This is a genomic window from Romboutsia sp. Marseille-P6047 (assembly GCF_900604535.1).
Classification (GTDB): Bacteria; Bacillota; Clostridia; order Peptostreptococcales; family Peptostreptococcaceae; genus Romboutsia_E.
This window is the reverse complement of the sequence record NZ_UWOT01000005.1, coordinates 218,314-240,616: the sequence shown is the minus strand read 5'-3', so window position 1 is coordinate 240,616 and position 22,303 is coordinate 218,314. Positions and strand designations below refer to the sequence as shown.

20 protein-coding genes are annotated in these 22,303 nt (G+C 26.2%); 17 read left to right on the top strand and 3 right to left on the bottom strand.

What is annotated here, in order from left to right; translation table 11 throughout:
* The first annotated feature begins 43 nt into the window (after positions 1-43).
* Positions 44-1,555, top strand: a complete 1,512-nt coding sequence (yjeM, locus tag EIH23_RS07475) for a glutamate/gamma-aminobutyrate family transporter YjeM (RefSeq protein ID WP_122639596.1) — start codon at positions 44-46, stop codon at positions 1,553-1,555.
* 183 nt (positions 1,556-1,738) lie between these two features.
* On the top strand, positions 1,739-2,191 hold the full coding sequence (locus tag EIH23_RS07470) for a MarR family winged helix-turn-helix transcriptional regulator (RefSeq protein ID WP_122639595.1): 453 nt from the start codon (positions 1,739-1,741) through the stop codon (positions 2,189-2,191).
* A 64-nt stretch (positions 2,192-2,255) separates the two neighbouring features.
* On the opposite strand, the gene EIH23_RS07465 is transcribed toward EIH23_RS07470, so the two are convergent.
* Positions 2,256-3,443, bottom strand: coding sequence for a pyridoxal phosphate-dependent aminotransferase (locus EIH23_RS07465; protein WP_122639594.1), 1,188 nt, complete (start codon positions 3,441-3,443; stop codon positions 2,256-2,258).
* 249 nt (positions 3,444-3,692) lie between these two features.
* Between EIH23_RS07465 and galT the strand changes: the two genes are divergently transcribed.
* The 10 genes from galT (at position 3,693) to EIH23_RS07415 (ending at position 13,622) form a co-directional block, all read left to right on the top strand.
* Positions 3,693-4,643 carry a galactose-1-phosphate uridylyltransferase gene (galT, locus tag EIH23_RS07460; RefSeq protein WP_122639593.1) on the top strand — a complete coding sequence of 317 codons (951 nt, stop codon included), beginning with the start codon at positions 3,693-3,695 and terminating at the stop codon, positions 4,641-4,643.
* A 168-nt stretch (positions 4,644-4,811) separates the two neighbouring features.
* A complete protein-coding gene (locus tag EIH23_RS07455) occupies positions 4,812-5,564 on the top strand; it encodes an exodeoxyribonuclease III (protein ID WP_122639592.1) in 753 nt (250 codons plus the stop codon).
* A gap of 130 nt (positions 5,565-5,694) precedes the next feature.
* Entirely contained in the window at positions 5,695-6,021 is a 327-nt protein-coding gene (locus tag EIH23_RS07450) for a hypothetical protein (protein ID WP_122639591.1), read from the top strand.
* 143 nt (positions 6,022-6,164) lie between these two features.
* Positions 6,165-6,875, top strand: a complete 711-nt coding sequence (locus EIH23_RS07445; RefSeq protein ID WP_122639590.1) for a M15 family metallopeptidase — start codon at positions 6,165-6,167, stop codon at positions 6,873-6,875.
* Between the two features lie 21 nt (positions 6,876-6,896).
* Complete coding sequence (locus tag EIH23_RS07440; RefSeq protein ID WP_122639589.1) at positions 6,897-7,574, top strand: NAD(P)/FAD-dependent oxidoreductase; 678 nt, start codon at positions 6,897-6,899, stop codon at positions 7,572-7,574.
* Between the two features lie 137 nt (positions 7,575-7,711).
* Complete coding sequence (locus EIH23_RS07435) at positions 7,712-8,707, top strand: LacI family DNA-binding transcriptional regulator (protein ID WP_122639588.1); 996 nt, start codon at positions 7,712-7,714, stop codon at positions 8,705-8,707.
* 369 nt (positions 8,708-9,076) lie between these two features.
* Positions 9,077-10,462, top strand: coding sequence for a PTS transporter subunit EIIC (locus EIH23_RS07430; RefSeq protein ID WP_122639587.1), 1,386 nt, complete (start codon positions 9,077-9,079; stop codon positions 10,460-10,462).
* 198 nt (positions 10,463-10,660) lie between these two features.
* Positions 10,661-12,136, top strand: coding sequence for a glycoside hydrolase family 32 protein (locus tag EIH23_RS07425; protein WP_122639586.1), 1,476 nt, complete (start codon positions 10,661-10,663; stop codon positions 12,134-12,136).
* Positions 12,129-13,085, top strand: a complete 957-nt coding sequence (locus EIH23_RS07420; RefSeq protein WP_122639585.1) for a carbohydrate kinase family protein — start codon at positions 12,129-12,131, stop codon at positions 13,083-13,085. Before EIH23_RS07425 ends, EIH23_RS07420 begins: the two co-directional genes overlap by 8 nt.
* A gap of 21 nt (positions 13,086-13,106) precedes the next feature.
* On the top strand, positions 13,107-13,622 hold the full coding sequence (locus tag EIH23_RS07415; protein WP_122639584.1) for a PTS sugar transporter subunit IIA: 516 nt from the start codon (positions 13,107-13,109) through the stop codon (positions 13,620-13,622).
* A gap of 35 nt (positions 13,623-13,657) precedes the next feature.
* Here the strand turns inward: EIH23_RS07415 and EIH23_RS07410 are convergent, their stop codons facing one another.
* Positions 13,658-14,443: a 3'-5' exonuclease gene (locus EIH23_RS07410; protein WP_122639583.1), complete on the bottom strand. Its 786-nt coding sequence runs from the start codon at positions 14,441-14,443 to the stop codon at positions 13,658-13,660.
* Positions 14,444-14,718: 275 nt separating this feature from the next.
* On the opposite strand from EIH23_RS07410, the gene EIH23_RS07405 reads away from it, so the two are divergent.
* The 3 genes from EIH23_RS07405 to EIH23_RS07395 all read left to right on the top strand — a co-directional run bounded on the left by EIH23_RS07405 (position 14,719) and on the right by EIH23_RS07395 (position 18,493).
* Positions 14,719-16,617 (top strand): glutamine synthetase, encoded by a 1,899-nt coding sequence (locus EIH23_RS07405; RefSeq protein ID WP_122639582.1) that lies wholly within the window; start codon positions 14,719-14,721, stop codon positions 16,615-16,617.
* Between the two features lie 129 nt (positions 16,618-16,746).
* Positions 16,747-17,544 carry a M23 family metallopeptidase gene (locus EIH23_RS07400; protein ID WP_122639581.1) on the top strand — a complete coding sequence of 266 codons (798 nt, stop codon included), beginning with the start codon at positions 16,747-16,749 and terminating at the stop codon, positions 17,542-17,544.
* A gap of 256 nt (positions 17,545-17,800) precedes the next feature.
* Positions 17,801-18,493 carry a hypothetical protein gene (locus tag EIH23_RS07395; RefSeq protein ID WP_122639580.1) on the top strand — a complete coding sequence of 231 codons (693 nt, stop codon included), beginning with the start codon at positions 17,801-17,803 and terminating at the stop codon, positions 18,491-18,493.
* Between the two features lie 27 nt (positions 18,494-18,520).
* Here the strand turns inward: EIH23_RS07395 and EIH23_RS07390 are convergent, their stop codons facing one another.
* Positions 18,521-19,651 (bottom strand): MGDG synthase family glycosyltransferase, encoded by a 1,131-nt coding sequence (locus EIH23_RS07390; RefSeq protein WP_122639579.1) that lies wholly within the window; start codon positions 19,649-19,651, stop codon positions 18,521-18,523.
* Positions 19,652-20,663: 1,012 nt separating this feature from the next.
* On the opposite strand from EIH23_RS07390, the gene EIH23_RS07380 reads away from it, so the two are divergent.
* Together EIH23_RS07380 and EIH23_RS07375 are read left to right on the top strand one after the other, a co-directional pair.
* On the top strand, positions 20,664-21,104 hold the full coding sequence (locus EIH23_RS07380) for a hypothetical protein (RefSeq protein ID WP_122639577.1): 441 nt from the start codon (positions 20,664-20,666) through the stop codon (positions 21,102-21,104).
* Positions 21,105-21,159: 55 nt separating this feature from the next.
* A complete protein-coding gene (locus EIH23_RS07375) occupies positions 21,160-22,191 on the top strand; it encodes a M42 family metallopeptidase (protein WP_122639576.1) in 1,032 nt (343 codons plus the stop codon).
* The last annotated feature ends 112 nt before the right edge of the window (positions 22,192-22,303 follow it).

The window sequence follows — 22,303 nt, the reverse complement described above, 5'->3', positions numbered from 1 at the left end:
TTTAATGCAAAAAGTAACCCTATAAAACTAAGGAGGGAGACTTATGGCAGAAAATAACAATAATAAGAAACTAACTTTAATAGCATTAATATTAATGATATTTACTTCAGTATTTGGTTTTGCTAATATGCCTAGAGCATTTTACTTAATGGGATATGCAGCAATACCATGGTATTTATTAAGTGCTATATTATTTTTTATACCATATGCATTTATGATGGCTGAATATGGAGCTGCTTATCAAAATGAAAGTGGTGGTATATATTCCTGGATGGAGAAATCTGTAGGAGCAAAATATGCTTTTATAACTACTTTCATGTGGTATGCGTCATACATTGTTTGGATGGTAAATGTATCATCTTCTATATGGGTTCCTTTATCTAATGCAATATTTGGATATGATAGAACTTCTGAATTTGCATTATTTGGATTAAATGCTACCAAAAGTTTAGGTATATTAGCCGTTATATGGATTATAGTTGTAACCTATATATCAACAAAAGGTGTAGAACAAATAAGAAAAATAACTTCTATTGGAGGTTCAGCTATAGCATTGCTAAATATAGTTTTATTAATTGGTGGTTTAACTGTATTGTTATTAAATAAAGGAAGATTAGCTCAACCGATAGAAAATGTAGTAAGAAGCTTTACTTTCTCACCAAATCCAGCATATCAGAGTTTAATAAGTATATTCTCTTTTCTAACATATGCAATATTTGCATATGGAGGACTTGAAGCTCTAGGAGGACTAGTAGACCAAACTGAAAATGCTGAAAAAACTTTCCCTAAAGGTGTAACTATAGCAGCGATAGTTATAGCAGTTGGATATTCACTTGGAATACTTGCATGTGGTCTATTTACTAACTGGAATAATGTATTATCTGTAGAAGGTGTTAATATGGCTAATGTAGCATACATATTAATGCAAAATCTAGGATATGAGCTAGGTATTGCACTTGGTATATCAGCAAATACTTCACTAACTATAGGTTTATGGATAGCAAGATTTACAGGATTATCTATGTTCTTAGCTTTAAGTGGAGCATTTTTCACATTAACATATTCACCATTAAAGACATTAATACAAGGATCTCCACAAGAAGTATGGCCAGGTAACTTTGCAAAACTTGATGAGGGGATGCCTAAAAATGCCATGAAAGTTCAAGCTACTATAGTAATAGCACTTATAGTATTAGTATCTTTTGGAGGAAAAGGAGCGGCAGAATTTTTCTCACTACTAATAGCAATGACAAATGTAGCAATGACAATACCATATGTATTTTTAGCAGCTGCATTTCCTGCATTTAAGAGAAAACAATTAAAAGGTGAAGTAGACAAGCCATTTTTAGTTTATAAAACTTATACAACGGCACTAGTAGCTACTGTTATAGTAAGTATAGTTGTAACTTTTGCTAATATATTTTCAATAATAGAACCTACATTTTCTGGTAAAACTTTAGATACAATAATGATGATAGCAGGACCTGTTATATTTGCTGTAATAGCATTTGTATTGTATACAAATTATGAGAAAAAGCACATAAAAAGTAAATAAATAATAAAAAATAAAGAACTTATTAAATTTAAATTTAATAAGTTCTTTATTTTTTATTTGGTAGTTTAAAAATAGCTTATATTATTGATAATTTAAGGGAAAACTATTGTATTTTGGATAATTTTAATGTAAACTATTAATTGTTAAAAAGTTAATAAACTAAACATCTGGGGTGATTATATTATGAAAGGTATAGTATCAAATACGATAGGTTTTATTTCGAAAACGTTTCCAACGTTATATTCAAGTTTCTACTTAGATTATTTAAAACAATACTGTAGTATATATGACGTGAATAAGACACAGCTAAGAGCATTAGTTTTTGTAAATAATAATGGACCAATAAGTATGACAGATCTATGTGCTAAGTTAAACATAGAAAAGGGGAGTTTAACAAGCATGGTAGACGATTTAACTGATAAAGGATATGTTGTTAGGGATAAAGATATTTCTGATAGAAGGAAATATTTAATAACTATAACGGAAAGTGGTAAAAATGTTGCTTCTGATTTTATGAATAAGTTAAGTAATAGTTTAGAAGAAAAGCTTTTCAAATTAACAGAAGAAGAGCAAGATAAGTATATGGAAGCAATAGGAACATTACAAGCTATTCTTAGTAAACAAGAATTAAGTTAGCCATTAAATTAAAAAAACTGTAGTTAACAAAAAGAAATATTTACTAATTGTTAACTACAGTTTTTTATTTTATATATTCCTCTAATCCTTCTTTTAATATTTGGGCTGCTCTTTTTAAGTCTTTTTCATTTAAAATATATGCAAGACGTATTTCGTTTTCACCTAAGTTTTTAGTTGAATAAAATCCTTCAGCAGGGCATATCATGACTGTTTCGTTATTTCTATTGAACTTACTTAACATCCAAATTGCAAAATCTTCAGCATCTTCTATAGGAAGTTTTGCTAAAATATAAAAGGCTCCATGTGGTTTTTTACAAACTACACCATTTACCTTCATTAATTCATTATATAAAACGTCTCTTCTTTTATTGTACTCATCCTTTATATTATTAAAGTATGATACAGGGGTATTATATAAATCTACAGCACCTATTTGATCAAGGGTTGATACACAAAGTCTACTTTGGCATAGTTTTAATATTTGAGAAATTAAATTTTTATTTTTTGAAGCAATAGAACCTATTCTAGCGCCACAAGCACTATATCTTTTTGAAATACTATCAATTATTATAACTCTATCATTTACTTCATCTATATTCCCAAAACTTGTATATATAGAATCATCATATATAAATTCTCTATAAACTTCATCGGATATTATCCATAAATTATGTTTTAAAGCTATTTCAGATATCATTTTTACTTCATCTTTAGTATAAACTGTTCCAGTTGGATTGCTAGGATTAGTTAGGAGTATTGCCTTGGTATTTGAATTTATCTTTGAAGTTATGTATTCTTTAGACGGAAGCCTAAATCCATCTTCTGCTGTTGTTGTAATAGGTACAATATTAACATTTGCCGCTTGAGTAAATCCTAAATAATTAGTATAAAATGGTTCTGGAGTTAAGATATTATCATTTGGATCACAGACTGCCATTATAGCAAATAGCAAGGCTTCACTTCCACCATTTGTAACTAATATTTCATCTTTATCAAATTTAATATCATAATTTAGATAATAATTTTGAATTGCAGATACTAATTCGGGTATACCTTGAGATGGGCAATATTCTAAAACATCGTTATTGAAGTTTTTAACAGCATAAAAAAAGTCGCTGGGTGTTTTTATATCAGGTTGCCCAATATTTAAGTGATAAACTTTGATACCATTTTTTTTTGCTGCTTCTTCAAAAGGTGATAGCTTTCTAATAGGAGAGGATTGCATAGAGCTAACCCTTTTTGAGTAATTCATAAAAAAACCCCCCTTTAAATAAAATTTTACTTAAGTTTAATAGTAGCAGATATAGATATAAAAATCATTATAAAGTAGATATATGCTAGTATTAGGATAGTGTATAATTTAAATGAAGTTTATAAAAAATTTATATTTAAATTATAGCTTATGAGTAAAGAATAATATTGATAAAATTTATATATTCAAGGTATGTAAAAAATGAATTATAATAAGTTTAATAAGTCATTATAATCAAGAGGTGTGAATATGAGAGAACTTAGAAGAGATCCTATTACTAATGATATAGTTGTACTTGCAAAAAATAGAAATAAAAGACCTATGGATAAAGTCAAATTTCAAAATGATATAGAGACTAAAGAATCATATATAAAAAATTGTCCTTTTTGTAGAGGGAATGAAAAGCATACAGAAAGATCTACATTTGAAATAATAGGAGCAGATGGATGGTTAGTAAGGTCTGTTTATAATAAGTTTCCTATAGTTGAGCCATGCTCAGATGAAATTTATGGGGAACATGAGGTTATGATTGATACAAATAGACATAATGGTAGTTTTTATAATATGAGTGAGAAAGAATTTTTATACTTATTGAAGATGTATAAAAATAGATATATAAGTTTATCTAAAAATATTAAAGTAAGATATGTAAGTATTTTTAAGAACTTTTTGAGAAGAGCAGGAGCATCATTAAATCACCCTCATTCACAAATTATATCTTTATCTATAATACCACCTGAGGTAGAGAATGAAATTAATATATCTAAAAGATATTATGAAAAATATAAAATGTCATTATATCAAAATATTATAGAGGAAGAAATTAAGTATGAAAAAAGAATTATACATGATAATAAAGACTATTTAGTCATGGTTCCTGAGATAAGTAAATATGGTGGCGAGATACGAATTTTATTTAAACAGAATACAAGATTCGAAAATATTAAAGAAAGTGATTTAAATGAATTAGCTATTATTTTCAAAAAATTATTTAGAAATATATATATAGTGCAAGGATATAACCCTTTTAATATATGTATACATACACATCCTATTAATGGAGAAGATCATGATCACTTTTATCCTCATATACATATAATCCCTAGAAAATATAGCTTTGGAGGGTTTGAATTAGCTACAGATGTTTATGTATCATCTATAGATGCAGATAAATTAGCACAAAGTTTGAAGTTTACATAGTAAAAGCTACCTAAATTAAAAATGGTAGCTTATATTATTATATTAAAGGTATGATTATAATAATATAACTTAGGGTATCTTAAATAATATAAATAAAAATACATAAAATGACAAAAGTTAAATTAATATGATAAAATTAAAATCAATTAATAAACTAAGGAGGAACATATGAAATTTATATCGTGGAATGTTAATGGTATCAGAGCTTGTGTAACAAAAGGATTTTTAGACTTCTTTAAAGATGTAGATGCCGATATATTTTGTCTTCAAGAAACTAAGCTTCAAGAAGGTCAAATAGATTTAGAGCTAGAAGGATATTATCAGTACTGGAATTATGCTCAGAAAAAAGGATACTCAGGAACTGCAATATTTACTAAAATAAAGCCTATAAGTGTATCATACGGAATAGATATAGAAGAACATGATAATGAAGGTAGAGTCATAACTTTAGAATTTGAAGATTTTCATTTTGTAACAGTTTACACTCCAAACTCACAAAGTGAATTAAAAAGATTATATTATAGAATGAAGTGGGAAGATGACTTTAGGGAATATTTATTAAAATTAGATAGTAAAAAGCCTGTAATAATGTGTGGAGATTTAAATGTAGCTCATAAAGAAATAGATTTAAAAAATCCTAAGACTAATAGAAAAAATGCTGGATTTACTGACGAAGAAAGAAACAAATTTACAGACTTCTTAAATTCTGGATTTATAGACACTTATAGATATTTTAATCCAGATAAAACAGATATATATTCTTGGTGGTCTTATAGATTTAAAGCGAGAGAAAAGAATGCAGGTTGGAGAATAGATTATTTCTGTGCATCAAAAAAATTAGAGGACAGATTAGTTAGTGCAGATATACATACAGAAGTACTAGGGTCAGATCATTGCCCGGTAGAATTAGTTATAAAATAAAAAAGGTTTCACTTAAATAAGTGAAATCTTTTTTTTATAGAATAAATTATTAATAACATGAATAATATTTATAGTGATAAGATCATGATCGTGAATAAAGTATGAAAGTATTTTTAAGGGGGATATCAAAATGAACTTATTAGATTTAAGAAGCAAACTAGAAAAGGGTAAAGAATTACAAGGTGAAGTAGTATACATAAAAGAAGATAATCTTATATCGGGAATAGACTCAGTGTATAAAAATCAAGAGGATAAAAGCGTGGTTTTATTAAAGTCTAAAGAAGAGACAATAAAGGTAGATCATCTACTTGAAATATTAAATGAAATATATGCTTTCGTAGGAGATGTAGAAGTTTTTACTTCTGATAGAGAATTAAGTAGAGATATAAGTAAAAAAATACAATCTGTAGAATTTGCACAATATGAATTAGTAAAAATGTTATTTATAAATGTATAATATTGGCGAAAATTCTGTATATATATTGTTATTATACAGAATTTTATGATACACTAAAAAATATGATATTTATATAAAAAGACCTTAGGGTCTTTTTTATATTTTAATATAGACTTTATAAATAATTCAGTTAGGGGAAATATATGAAAAAAGTATTTGGAGTATTATCTATAATAAGTATAGTTTTTATTGGGGCGAATTTTATATCAAATAAAGCTGATTACAGAATTGAAGCTGAAAGTAAATCATCAAAATATATTGATATTTCAAAAAAAGTAAATGATGAAAGTAATGATATAAAAATTACACAGGAATATATAGAAGGTGTACAAGCTTTATTTGTAAATGATATAGTAGTAGTAAATAAAGAGTTTGGACTTCCAAAAGATTATAGAGCACCAAAAGAATTAGAGGTAGAGGCCTTAAATGCAGCTGAAAATATGATAAAAGATGCATTAAAAGAAGGTATTATTATAAATATTAAAAGTGGATATAGGTCTTATAAAACACAAGAAGCATTACATGATTATTATGTAAAGAGAGATGGCAGTAAAGCAGCTAAAAGATACTCTGCAACTCCAGGGCATAGTGAGCATCAAACTGGACTAGCATTTGATTTTACGACTAGTAATACCCGTAAATCGATTGGAACGTGGTTTACAGATACTCAACAAGCAAAATGGTTATATGAAAATGCATATAAGTATGGATTTATAATAAGATATCCACAGGGAAAGGAAGATATTACTGGATATCAGTATGAATCATGGCATTATAGATATGTAGGATATGAACATAGTAAGAACTTTGTAATGAATAACTTAACATTAGAAGAATATTTAGGATTAGACTAAATTTAAGAGGTGATTTATAAAATGAGTGAATATGGAAATTTACAAAAAGTTAAAAATGGAAAAAGAACTTACGCAATAACACCCCATATACCAGGAGGATTTGTACTTCCAGAAACTCTTATAAAAATAGCAGAAGTAGCTAAAAAGTATAATGGTGTATTAAAGATAACTTCGGGTCAGAGAATACTTATAACGAATCTTAGACAAGAGGATTTAAAGGATATTTGGAATGAGTTACAAATGGAGCCGGCAGTAAGGGTACAAAATTCATTAAAAAATGTTGAAATATGCCCAGCAAATTATTGTAAGAGATCAAAATATTCTACTATAGGTATAGGCATGAAAATAAGTAAGAACTTTCATGGTATGGAGTTACCATGCAGAACAAAGATAGGGGTTGCTGGATGTAGAAATGCATGTGCAAGTGTCTATGCAAAAGATATTGGTGTAATTGTAGATATAGATGGTAAATTTTTTGTAACAGTAGGTGGTAGTGCAGGATTTTATCCAAGACCTTCTGATATAGTAACAAAGGGCTTATCAGAAAAAGAAGCGTATAACTTAGTAGAAGTAATACTAAGTTATTATAAAGAAAATGCTAATCCAGGAGAAAAACTTGGAGATTTTATAGATAGAATTAGTATAGAAAAATTTAGAGAATATATACTAAAAATAACTAATTTAAATATAATACTATAAGAAAAGTCTAGTTATAAAAATAGAAAAATTTTATGACTAGACTTTATTTGCATGAAAAATGTTTTCCTTTGAAGAATATAAATACTTTATGTTATAATAAGTGTAAACTATTAACAATGAATTAGGGAGCGATATACATGAATATAATTGATATAGCTAGACTTGCTGGAGTATCAAAATCAACTGTGTCTAGATATTTAAATGATGGATATGTAAGTGAAGAGAGTAGAAAAAAGATACAAGAGGTAATAGATAAAACTGGTTTTGTTCCATCTACATATGGTAAAACATTAAGGACTAAAAAAACTAATTTAATTGGAGTAATATTACCTAAAATAAGTTCAGAGACAATAAGTAAAATAGTTGGTGGTATAAGTGAAGAAATATCAAATGATGATTATAATATTATACTAGGTAATACTGATTTAAATATAGAAAAAGAAATTGAATACTTAAATATATTTAGAAATAAGAATGTAGATGGTGTAATTTTTGTAGCTACTATAATAACAGAAAGACATTTAGAGATAATAAAGCAAATGAAGGTTCCAATAGTTATTGTAGGACAAAATATTGAAGGGTATCCTTGTGTATATCATAGTGATTATGAAGCTGCATATGAAATGACTAATTATTTAATAGAGAATAATCACAAAAAAATAGCATATATAGGAACTAATGATGAAGATATATCTACTGGAATAAATAGAAAGAATGGCTTTATAAATTGTTTAAAAGATAATTCTATAATATGTGATAAAAGTTTAATAAAAAATGCTAATTTTTCTCAACAATATGGATATGAAATGACAAGAGAACTTTTAAAAATCAACAAAGATATTGATGCAATATTCTGTGCAACATATACAATGTCATTAGGAGTATTATCATATTTAAGAGAACATAACATAGAAGTACCAGATGAGATTAGTTTATGTGCAATAGGAGATTCTAAGTTTTCAAATTTAATAACACCAAGTATAACTACTGTACAATACTTTTATAAAGAAAGTGGTATAAAGAGCACAAAGATGCTATTAGACATATTGAGTGGAAGATGTAAAAAAGAAAATTTAGAATCTATTAAGTTAGGATATAATTTTTTAAAAAGGGATAGTGTAAGACATAAATAATATTTATAGATATAAAATTTATGAAAATGTTTACAAAAGTCCTTACTAATTATATAATTTAATTATAATTTAGCCATATAAAATTAGTTATTATTCACAGAACAGAGTATTATAATAAGATATCATAAAGAATTATTTAACAAAATGAATTACTTATAGTAAAAATTTATTATCAACGTTAATATTTAATTATAAATTATTTAGATTGTAAATTATAGTTTTGTTAAATAGGGGATGTAAGATATAATATTAAATCGTAAGGGAACGTTCCCTTATGATTTATATGGGAACGATACCTCAAGTTGTAATTCTATGTTTTAGGCATAAAAACTGATTAAAAAAAATAATAAAAAAAGGAGAGATGTATACATGAACTACAATGCAGTAGCAAAAAGCATTTTAGAAAACATAGGAAATAGTGAAAATATAGAATCTGCAGCTCACTGTGCAACAAGGTTTCGTATAGTACTTAGAAATGAGAGCCTTATAAATAAGGATGCAATTCAAAATATAGATGGAGTTAAAGGCGTATTTATAACAGCTGGACAGCTTCAGATAATATTTGGAACAGGAATTGTAAATAAAGTTTTTGAAGAGTTTGCTAAAATAGCAAATATAAAAGAAGCAACAAAAGAAGAAGTTAAACAAGTTTCTGCGAAAAAAGGTAGTCCATTAAAAAGAGCGATACGTACATTAGGAGATATATTTGTTCCAATATTACCAGCAATAGTTTCTTGTGGATTAATGATGGGAATAGTTGAAGCTTTAAAATTCTTAGCTTCTAGTGGATATGTAGATATAAATACAAGTGGATCACTATTTGTAATGTTAGATTTATTTAGTAGTGCCGCATATAATTTTTTACCAATATTAATTGGATATAGCGCTGCAAAAGTATTTGGTGGAAATGTTTATTTAGGTGCAGTTATAGCTATGATAATGATACATCCAAGCTTACAAAATGCGTGGACAGTAGCAAGTGAAGGTGTACAATCTACTCAATCAGTTTGGTTTGGACTTTACAGTATAGATATGATTGGTTATCAAGGACATGTAATACCAATAATGATAGCTGTATATGTTATGAGTGCAATAGAGAAGAAACTTCATAAAATAGTACCAGAAATGTTAGATTTATTTGTTACGCCATTAGTTACTGTGTTTGTAACAGGTTATTTAACTTTAACTATAATAGGACCAATATTTGTTGTTTTAGAAAATGGAGTTTTAGATGCAGTACAATGGCTAATACAAATACCTTATGGAATTGGTGGATTCATAATGGGTGGAGTATATAGTACAACTGTTGTTGCAGGGCTTCATCATATGTACAATATAATAGATTTCGGGCAATTGGCGCAATTTGGGTTTAGCTATTTTGTTCCTATTGCTTGTGCAGCTAACATATCTCAAGGTGGAGCTGCATTAGGGGTTGCTTTAAGAACTAAAAATCCAAAAACTAAAGCATTAGCATTGCCAGCGGCATTAAGTGCATTACTTGGTATAACAGAACCAGCTATATTTGGGGTTAACTTAAGGTATATGAGACCGTTTGTTGCAGCAGCAATAGGTTCAGCATGTGCGTCTTTATATGCAGCTGTAGTAGGATTAGGTGCAACAGGTACTGGTGTAACAGGGATATTTGGAATACTTCTTACTTTACATGCTCCTTTACATTATGCAATATTGTTTGCAATTGCATTTTGTGTATCATTAGTTTTAACTATGATATTTGGTATAAAAGAAGAAGAATAGCATTATAAAAAATCTAAACATAATTATGTTTAGATTTTTTTATTTTAATGAAAAAATGAAATTTAATAAAATATTTTGAAAATGTTTACAATATTAAAGTGGTAATATATAATCAAAAGGTGGGAACGATACCATAAAAATATTACTTAGTTATGAATTTAATTTATATAGAACAATATATTAAAAAGGAGGTTGTATATGAGTATTATAAAAAGAGAACTTTCAAAAGTACTTGAAGTTTACAAGAGTTATGAAAAAACAAAAGTTGATAAAGATGAGTTTAGATTGAAGTTTCATTTAATGCCTCCAATAGGTTGGCTAAATGATCCTAATGGATTATGTCAATTTAAAGGGGAGTATCATATATTTTATCAATATTCACCATTTGAAGTTAAAGGTGGAATAAAGTTATGGGGTCAATATGTATCTAAAGATTTAATAAACTGGGAAGATAGAGGGGCAGTAATTTTTCCTGACACAATTTATGATATTCATGGTGTTTATTCAGGAAGTGCATTTATAGAAGATGATAAAATAAACTTTTTTTATACAGGAAATGTAAAACACTTAGGAAATCATGATTATATATCTTCTGGTAGAGGTCATAATACAATGATGTTTACAAGTGAAGATGGAATAAATTTTAGTGAAAAAAAAGTTTTATTAGAAAATATAGATTATCCACAAAATATGACTTGTCATGTTAGAGACCCTAAAGTATTAAAAAAAGATAATAGTTATTATATGGTATTAGGAGCTAGAGATAATACAGATAAGGGATGTATATTATTATATAAATCAAATAATTTAGAAGATTGGAATTATATAAATACAATAACTACTAAGGAAAAATTTGGATACATGTGGGAGTGCCCAGACTTAATAAAGCTAAAGGATGTTAAGAATGGAAATATCAAATACATGTTATCTATGTCACCACAGGGTATAAGAGAGGATGGATATAAGTATAATAATATATATCAAAGTGGCTATTTCTTAGGTGATATGAATTTTGATAAAGGAGAATTTACCTTTGGAGAATTTGTTGAACTAGATAGAGGTTTTGACTTCTATGCTCCACAAACTTTTGTAGATGAAAAAGGAAGAACTATACTAATAGGATGGATGGGTCTTCCAGATATAGAAAAAGATCACTATACAAATCCAACAGATATAAATGGATGGATGCATGCATTAACTATGCCTAGAGAATTAATTTTTGTAAATAATAAATTACTTCAACTTCCAGTAAAAGAAATTGAAAAGTTAAGAAAAAATAAGATTACAAATTATCTAAATAATATACAAGAATTTAGTGAGTTAAAAGGCGATGTTTATGAACTTGAAGTTAAATTTAATAGTGAAATCGATAACTTTGAATTAAACTTAAAATCAGACTGTAATATAAAATATAATAATGATGAAAAATTAATAAAATTAAGCTTTAAAGAAAGTGGATATGGAAGAAGATTAAGAGCAGTTAAGATTGATAGGCTAGAAAGTTTAAGAATATTTGTAGATAAATCTAGTGTTGAAATATTTGTAAATTACGGAGAAGAAGTATTTACAAGTCGTATGTATTGCAAAGAAAGAAATAATGATATAGAATTTAAGGGTAATTTAAATGATATAAAAATTAATTTATACGAATTGGGAGAATATAAATATGTATAAAATAATGACCATTGGAGAAGCATTAATAGACTTTATACCAAATAAAAAGAATTGTATGCTAAAAGAAGTTACAGAATTTGAAAGGATTGCAGGGGGAGCACCAGCTAATGTTGCAGCTGCAGTTGCAAAACTAGGTGGAAACGCATACTTTGTATCACAATTAGGAATGGATGCTTTTGGAGATCATATAATAGATGTTCTTAATGATGCAAGTGTCAATACAGAATATGTATTAAGAACGAATAAAGCTAATACAGGGCTTGCTTTTGTTTCTTTAAAAGAAGATGGCAATAGAGATTTTTCATTCTATAGAAACCCAAGTGCTGATTTATTACTTGAAGAAAATAATATAGAAGAAGATTGGTTTTTAGATTGTGGAATATTACATTTCTGTTCAGTAGACTTAGTTGAGTCGCCTATGAAGTATGCTCATAAAAAAGCTATAGAACTTGCTAAAAAAAATAAGGCAATAATAAGTTTTGATCCAAATGTAAGGTTACCACTTTGGAAAAATGAAAATGATTGTAAAAATGTAATTCTAGAATTTTTACCTTTATGTAATATAGTTAAAATATCTGATGAAGAATTAGAATTTATAACAGGTATAAAAGATGAAAATAAAGCACTAGAAAACTTATTTGTAGGTAATGTAAAGGTAGTTATATATACAAGAGGAGCTAATGGAGCTCTATTTATAACAAAAAATATGAATATTATAGAAAGTAATGGATTAAAAGTAGATGCAATAGATACTACAGGAGCAGGAGATTCTTTTATAGGGTCATTTTTATATCAATTAGGTAGAGAAAATGTAACTGTAGAAAATATAGATAAATTAGATGAAAAAATAGTAAAAGATATGTTAGATTTTAGTAACAGATATGCTGCAGACACAACTACTAAAAAAGGTGCGATAGCAGCTATGTGTACATTAGAAGAAATAAAATAATAAATACAGAGGAGAATGAAAATGGGATTATTTGATTTTTTTAAAAAGAAAAAAGATGTGGTTGTAGAAGATAAAAACACAGTAGAATTAAAAGGAATAGTATGTCCGACAAATGGAGAAATATTAGATATATCTGAAGTTCCAGATGAAGTATTTTCTCAAAAAATGATGGGGGATGGGTTTGCTGTAAAAACTTCTGATGGAGTTTTTGTTTCACCAATAAGTGGTACAGTAGAAATGGTATTTGATACTAAGCATGCAATAGGATTAAGAAGCAATGATAATGTAGAAATGCTTATACATATGGGAATAGATACAGTTAATTTAAAAGGTCAAGGATTTGAGGTATTTGTAAAAGCAGGAGATAAAGTAAAAGCAGGAGATAAGCTTGCTAAAATGGATGTTAAATATGTTCAAAAAAATGCTAAATCAGATATAACTCCAGTAATATTTACAGCATTAGAAGATGGAAAGTCTTTAAAAGTTATTAAAGGAGATGCTAAAGCTAAAGAAGAAAATAGAATAGAATTAGTTTAGTATAAAGAAAAGGCGAAAATTATTAAAGTTTTCGCCTATCTTTTTTTATAATTTACTTTAGAATCTTTAGCTTCTGTTAAAAATTGATTTGTTTTGCCCATTTTATATGCTAAATCTATTATTTTTTTCTCTTCTTTTGTTAAAGAGCGTTCTAAAATTTTTTCAAATTCACTAAATAATTTATCGTAATTAACTTCTTTTTTTGATTTTCTTTTAGATTGTGATGGCTTTACGGGAGTATAAATGTACACATCTGGAACTATGCTTGGATTATTTATTTTTATGAATACTTGAGCAGTATAATAAGCATCATTTAAAGCATTATGATAAGATTTATCTTGATTTAATCCAAGTATTGAAATTGCATTTTGAAGCCCTATGCTTTTACCAGAAGGATTATTAAAATATTTAGATGCATGTTCTTGTATATTAATATAATTTTTTGGTAAAGACTTTGATGGTAAATCATAATAACTTACATTCCTATATAATTCTTTTAAGTCAGCAGTACCCCAAACACCGAATACAGCTTTCTTAGAAGAAATAAATTTTTTGAACTCTTTAAATACTTGAGGGAAACCTTGAGCATTTTTTACATCATCCTTAGTAATGCTAGTCATTTTTTGTATGAAAGGATGAATATCTTTATATATCTCAGGTTTTACATAAGCATTAAAAGTATCTATCATATTAAAGTTAGAATCCAACTTAATTGCACCTAATTGTATTATCTCAAAAGGACACCTTTCGTTAGATACAGTTTTATTAAGAGATCTATCAAAACCTTGATTAAACTCTAAATCAAATACTATATATTCCATAGCTTTCTCTCCTAAATTTCTTTGCATTTTATTAATAATAAAAAAGTTTTTATATTAATAGTATACCCTATAATAATAAAAATTTGAAATATAACTATCAAAAGAACAACAAATATAACTAGAAAAGTTGTATAATAGATAGATGAAAGAAATGAATAATAAAAATATTGCGAACTTTTAAACTCTAATATATAATATTATAAAGAATAAAACGAATAAAAATATACAAAATAAAATAAAAAGTAGCATAAGCGCATCTTAAGGGGGAGTTATCAATGAGTAAATTACTACATGTAATAGAAAAAGAAAGATTTGACGCAAATGAATTAAAGTCTTTGCTTAAAGAACACAAACACATAAAATTTGTTTCATTAGTAGGTGTTGATTTGGGAGGAAATGCAACTGATGAAAAAATACCTATGGAACTATTTTTAGATGATATAGAAAGTTTCTTATCATCAGCAGTTCAAACTGATGGATCAAGTGTTGAGCTTTACGAAATAGCAACTTTAAATAATGCTAAAGTTGACTTAATGCCAGATGAAAGTAGTAGATGGTATGTTGATTATAACTTAGAACATATAGATGAAGAAACTAATTTACCAATAGGAACATTAAAAATACCTGCTTTTTTAATACACGATAACAAAAATGTATGTTCAAGGGGAGTGCTGCAAAAAGCTGAAACTTATTTTAAAGAATCACTTTTAGAAGTATTTAATGAATATCCTCATATGATAAACAACATAGGAATTAAAGATGTAAGTGAAATTGATACTATATTATTAACTTCTGCTACTGAATTAGAATTTTGGGTGAATACTCCAGAAGATAAAGCAGATCTAGAAGAATTATCAGTATCTCAAAGTTTAAAAGAACAATATTGGAAAAGAACTCATGGTTTAATAAGAACTTGTTTAGAAAAAACATTAATAACTATTCAAGCTAAAGGTATATGTCCTGAGATGGCTCATAAAGAAGTTGGAGGAATACAAAGTACTATAAGTATAGATGGTAAAACAAATCATGCTATGGAGCAATTAGAAGTGTCTTGGAAATTTGCATCACCTCTTCAAGCTGCAGATAATGAACTTGTTGTAAGAGAAGTTATAGAAGATATATTTACATCAAATGGTTTAGAGGTAACATTTAAAGCAAAACCAATACATGGTGTAGCAGGCAGTGGAAAACATACTCATGTAGGTGTAAGTGCTAGGTTAAAAGATGGAAGTCTAAAGAATTTATTTGCACCAATAGATATGAAAGATGACTATTTAAGTGAGATTGGATATGGTGCATTAATGGGTATACTTAATAACTATGAAGTATTAAATCCATTTGTAACATCAACAAATGATGCTTTTAATAGATTAGTGCCAGGATTTGAAGCTCCTGTTTGTATAGTTACTTCACTAGGTCATACATATGAAATTCCATCAAGAAATAGATCTGTACTTGTAGGACTAGTAAGAGATGCAGAAAATCCAAAAACATTAAGATTTGAGTTAAGAGCTCCTAATCCATTATCAAATGCTTACTTAGTAATAGCTGGATGTTATCAAACAATGTTACATGGTATAAAGGCTGTAGCAAAAAGTAAACTTACAACTAAAGAATTAGAAAAAGAATTATCAAAAGATATAGGTGAAGAAAGTTTTTACTTAGATAAAAATAGAGCTTATAGAGATGAAAATGATGTATTTGAACACTATACTCAAGAAGAGTTAAATGAAAGATTTTCAGTACCACCAGCTACAGTATATGAAAATGTAAGAAACTTAGAAATATATGAAGAAAAATTAGAAGCATTAAAACAAGGGGATGTATTCACTGATAAAATAATAAATTCATTTAAAGTCGGATCAATAGATAAATGGAAAAAGGAATTAGAATATAGAATAATAAAAACTTATTCAGCAAGAATAAGAAATTATGTAAAATTACATACAAAAGAAAACATGGATGCATTAGATGAAGTTATATGGAATTCAATATCAGATATTAAATTCAATGTAATGAAAGATACATTAACAAGAAAATCTTTATTTACTCAAATAAGAGATGCTATCGAAGGTGAAGACTATGAAACTGCATCAAAATTACAATTAGAATTAAAGAAAAATATGGTTGAAGTAAGAAAACTATATATGCAATATAAAAAGAATATATATTAATTTTATTTAGAAAATGACTACATTAAATTTTGGTTTTAATGTAGTCATTTTTACATTGAATACAATAAAGTGAATAAAACTTACATAATTAGTCTATATTAATATATAGTTGTAAAAGGAGGATAAAAAATGGATGAAAATTTTAAGAAAGTGATATTACATTTATTTGTATCACTATTATTAGTCATGTCCGTTAGTATTAATAAAATGTCTTATGCATTTGGAGAAGAAAATAAGTTAGATATGTTAATAGAGAATAAAGAAAAGCAAAGTTATTTAAAGGCTAAAATAGATGAATTAAATAATAGATTAGAATCAAAGAAACAAGAATTGAAAAATGATGGACAAGATGATTTAAATGATGATAATGAATTAGAAATTGTAAAATTGAGTTTTATACAAGAAGATAGTATATCAGATGAAGAAGAAGCGATAAAATCTGATATAAATAATATGGAACAAGAAAAAGAAACTTTAGGTAAACAATTACAAGATGAATTAATTGAAGGCGTACAATTAGAAAAATGTTTAGAAGAAGAAGCAGCAGAGAAATTATCATCAGAAGGTATAGACTTTATAAAAGGAATATGGCCTTTAAAGGAATATAAGGACATAAGCTCAGGGTATGGGTATAGAATACATCCTATAACTAATATAAAAAGCTTTCATAAAGGAATAGATATACCAGCACCACAAGATACTGATATATTAGCAATTGATGATGGTATAGTTAGTTTTTCAGGATATCAAAATGGATATGGAAATGTAGTAAAAATAAATCATTTTGATGGTAAAACAACTATATATGCACATAATAATTATAATATAGTTCAAGAAGGCGATATTGTAAAGCAAGGACAAGTTATTTCAAAAGTTGGTACAACAGGAGACTCTACAGGAATCATGTTCATTTTGAAGTTAAAATAAAAGGTGAAAATATTAATCCAATAAACGGAGTAACAAAATAGTTAATTAAGAATATAAGGCAAAGTAATAATACTTTTAGCCTTATATTTTTTTATCAAAAATATAATTATAGGGGTGAAATTTTTAGTAATTAAAAGCATATAGATTAATATGAGATAAATTTGATAGATAAAAAGTTCTGACAAGTTAAAGTCAAACTTTTATTTTTATATAAAATAAATGCTAAAAACTAAGTTTAAAATTATTGCTAGAGGAAGTGATAAAAATAAAACGTAAATTATTAATTGATTTTACAATCTATATAGCATCGCCTATAATTTTATATTATATAAGTGGAATGAACAAATTTGGTTCTTACGTTTTTTATTTAATATTAGCAGGAATTTGTTATACTTCATATACAAAATATAGACAGAATAGAGTGAGTGTATCAGGATTAAGTATAATGATAGCAATGACATTATGTATTTATTTTTCAAAATATCACAAATCAGGAATAGAAATATATACTTATATAACTTATTTAATTGGCTTATGTGCTGGGGTTATATTATTATTAAATTTATTTAACAGAAATATTTTTAGTCAAATTTATTCAGATATTTTAAATACAAACTCCAGTAGAAATTTACAAATAAATACTATTATAAGAAAGAGAAAACTAGAGAATGAATTTGATTTTTTGACAAGTACTTTAATACTTCAGCTCCTAGTATCAATATTTATAAGATTTTATTCAATTATAAACTATGGAATTTTAGGTTATAACAATGGATATAGCATTGAAATATTAAGTTTAATAACATTTAGTGGAATAGAATTATACACAATATATAAAATTATTTTAAAAACAGCAGTAGATAAATCAATTTCAAATAAAAGTAGTATTAATGGTAAAAATGAAGGAATAGTTATAAATTTAAATAAATATAAAAAAGTTAATAAATAAAAATAAAAGGTGCTAAATTAGCGCCTTTTATTTTTCAATACTTTTATCTTCTATTAATTCACATATATAATTATATATATTTTCAGGATGAATAGTTTTCTTAAAGTCGACTATATTTTCTAACATAAATTTAATTATTGAATTAAACTTATTAGATACTATAGATTCAAAAATTTCTTTAAGATCTTCATCATCATTATAAATGATTCCAATACCTTTATCTACAATAAACTTAGCATTTTCAATCTCTTGACCAACCTTAGGTAATTTTACAATTATAGGTGTCTCTGAGTGAATTGCCTCAAATAAAGTAGCACCACCTGGCTTTGTTAGCATTAAATCATAATCTTTTACTAATTCATGCATATTTGTGACAAAACCAAGAACTTTTACATTACTTAAAGGTTTTTTTTCTGTTAGGTTTTCGTAAAGTTTTTTATTCTTTCCAGCAACAATGGTAACTTCCAATATATCTTTATTAATGCCTACAAAGTTATCTATCCAATGCATAAAGTTCTCATCAAAATCAAATAATCCACGACCACCGCCTAGTAAAAGTAGTCTATATTTTCCAGGTATATATTTCTTTTGAGAAACATTAAAGTTTTTATTTATAGGTACACCTGTAACTTTAATGCTATTAGGTGTAATACCTTTACGTACCAATCTATTTTTTATTTCTTTACTAGGAACAAAATACATATCTGTATTTGGATAAATCCATTCTAAACTATCAACAACATCAGTAATAACTGTAATGCATGGAATAGGATCATGTTTAAGATTAAAGTTATATACACAAGATGCAGCTAAGGGGAATGTAGATATAATTAAATCAGGATTTATATCTAGTATGTACTCTGATAATTTTGGTGTATATATAATATGAGAAATATCATACTTAGGATTAAAAGATTTCTTTAAATAGTAGTAGTAATTATAAATCTCAGGCATATACTTTGTATTTTTCTCATACATCTTGACCATAGGTTTATTAATTCTAGGTAAGCTAGCATTTATAAAATTCTGTATTACTATATTATAATTATCATCATGTTCATTTATGTAATCTTTAATTGCATTAGCAGCACTTATATGACCTGCACCAAATTGTGCTGTTAAAATTAAAATAGTTTTATTTTTTTTTTCTAAGCTCAATATATCACCTCTATAAAGACCGTATTTATTTATTTATTTTATTTATAGTATTATACCGTATCACATTCAATATAAGCAATGATATAAAATTTATTATTTAAGGAGGATATATAATTTTAAGGTTGAAAAGTTAGTAAGAGGTGATTTTAATGGAAGGAATAGATAAAAATAAAAGTTATGAGAAAGATGAAAATGACTCTTATATATTTTAAAAATGATTTTTTACTCAATAATTGGAATCATAATTTTTTTCATACCTATAAATATAAATAATCAAACTCAAACTATGTTTATATCATATATCTGATTTAATTCAATTAAATTATAGAGAGTTTTGAAAATATATATAATATTATTTATGATAATAGGTAGTATAAAATCATTTATAGATAATAAAAATAAAATTTATTTTCTTTTAGAATTTTAAGTGTAATTATATTATTAAATGTATTTTATGGTAATAATTATATATTCTTTCAAAATGATAATACACCATTAATAATAAAGGATGTAGTTTTAAATTTAATAACAGTTTTGCCAATAAGTGCAGTATTTATGCCATTTATATTAGAGTATGGATTATTAGAAATTATTGAATCCTATTTTCATCCTATTATGAAAAAATATTTTAAGATAAGTGGAAAAGCATTAATAATCATATTTATATATTTATTTACAGATTGTTTTTGTGGATATTATATGACTCATTTGATGTACTCTAAAGGAAAGCTTAGATTAAATGAACTATACACACTACTAATAAATTTTTCAACTATGTCATTTTATATGATGAGTTATACATATTCAGAATTTAACTTAAATAGTAAAAGTTTTATCTTAGTATCATTATTAATATTAATAATAAGTAATATGGTTTTATGCAGAATATATCCATTAAGTAAAATAAAGAAATCATATTATGTAAAAACAAATTATAAGGAAAGTATACATAAAAAGGATAAATTTAAAAAGGGAATAAATAAGCATTTAGAAATAAAGAGAATGAAAATATTTGAATATAATAGAAAATTTAGGACATGTATTAAATTTAAATATGAAATTAATATCTAATTTAATAGTAGTGTTTTTTCTAGGTGATTTACTTTTTAATAATAATTCAGTAATAGAATTTCTTAGTCAAATATTTTATCCAATAATAAGTACAGTTAAATTTCCAGATGCCTCACTGATTAGCAAATCTATAATAAGAAGCCTTTATAATTCTATATCAACTATAGATTTAATAAACTTTAGCATTTTATATGATACAAGGTTCATAATAGGAATATTTTCCGTTATTATTGGTATATCTTTTACAACAAATTTAACATATATATACAGTGCTAATATAAAAATAGATAAAAAGTATTTTATAATTATGTATTTTGAAAAAGTTGCATTAACTATATTACTATATTCAATAATATATTATTCTAGGGGTTACATTATATAGTTGTATGAATATAATAAATTAGGGAAAAGGAAGACTTATAATACATGGAGGTAATATGAACAACAATTTATTATATAGATATATATGTGAAGTTTTAAGTATTCCAAGTCCCAGTGGATATACAAAGCAAATTGAAGAATATATAGTAAATTTTCTTAAATCTTTAGATGTAGAATTTAAAGTTGGAAATAAAGGCAATATATTAGCTACGATAGAAGGAGAAGAAAATAATTTTACTACTACTTTTTCAATTCATGTAGATACCTTAGGAGCAATCGTTAAAGAAATAAAAGAAAATGGACGATTAGGAATAAGTTTAATAGGTGAGTACGTAATTAGCTCTGTAGAAGGTGAAAATTGTATAATTTACACAAGAAATAATAAAAAATATGAAGGAACATTACAAAACATAAAACCGTCTATTCATATATATGGAGAAGATGCTAATAAAGTTGAAAGAACTGTAGAAAACTATGAGATAATAATAGATGAGGAATTATATTGCAAAGAAGATGTAATTAAATTAGGTATAGATGTAGGTGATATAGTATCCTTTGATACAAGAACGAAAATAACAAGTTCGGGATTTATTAAATCAAGATATTTAGACGATAAAGCAGCTTTAGGTGCAGTTTTATATATTATAAATTATATAAAATTAAACAAAATAAGTATAAAAAATACTATAAATTTTTTATTTACAAATTACGAAGAAGTAGGACATGGAGCATCTTCACTTATACCTGAAAATACAAAAAATTTAATTGCAATAGATTTCGGATGCCTTGGTGATAATCAAAATTCTACAGAAGATAGCGTTAGTATCTGTAGCAAAGACTTTAACGGGCCATATGATTATGAGCTTATAAGTTATCTTGTTTATTTATGTAAAGAAAATGATATTAGTTATAGATTAGATATTTATGAAAACTATTGTTCAGATGCAATATCAGCTTTGAGTACCGGGATAGATGCAAAATTTGCTTTGATAGGACCAAGTATATACGCATCACATGGATATGAAAGAACTCATATAAAATCTATTGAAGAGACTATAAAATTAATACTAAAATATATTATAAAATAGGCGTTATTAATACGCCTATTTTATTTACATATAAATAGATTTATTTAATTTTAAATATAACTTGATTATAATAAAATACTATATTTTTAATTAAATTAAAAGACGAAAAAGT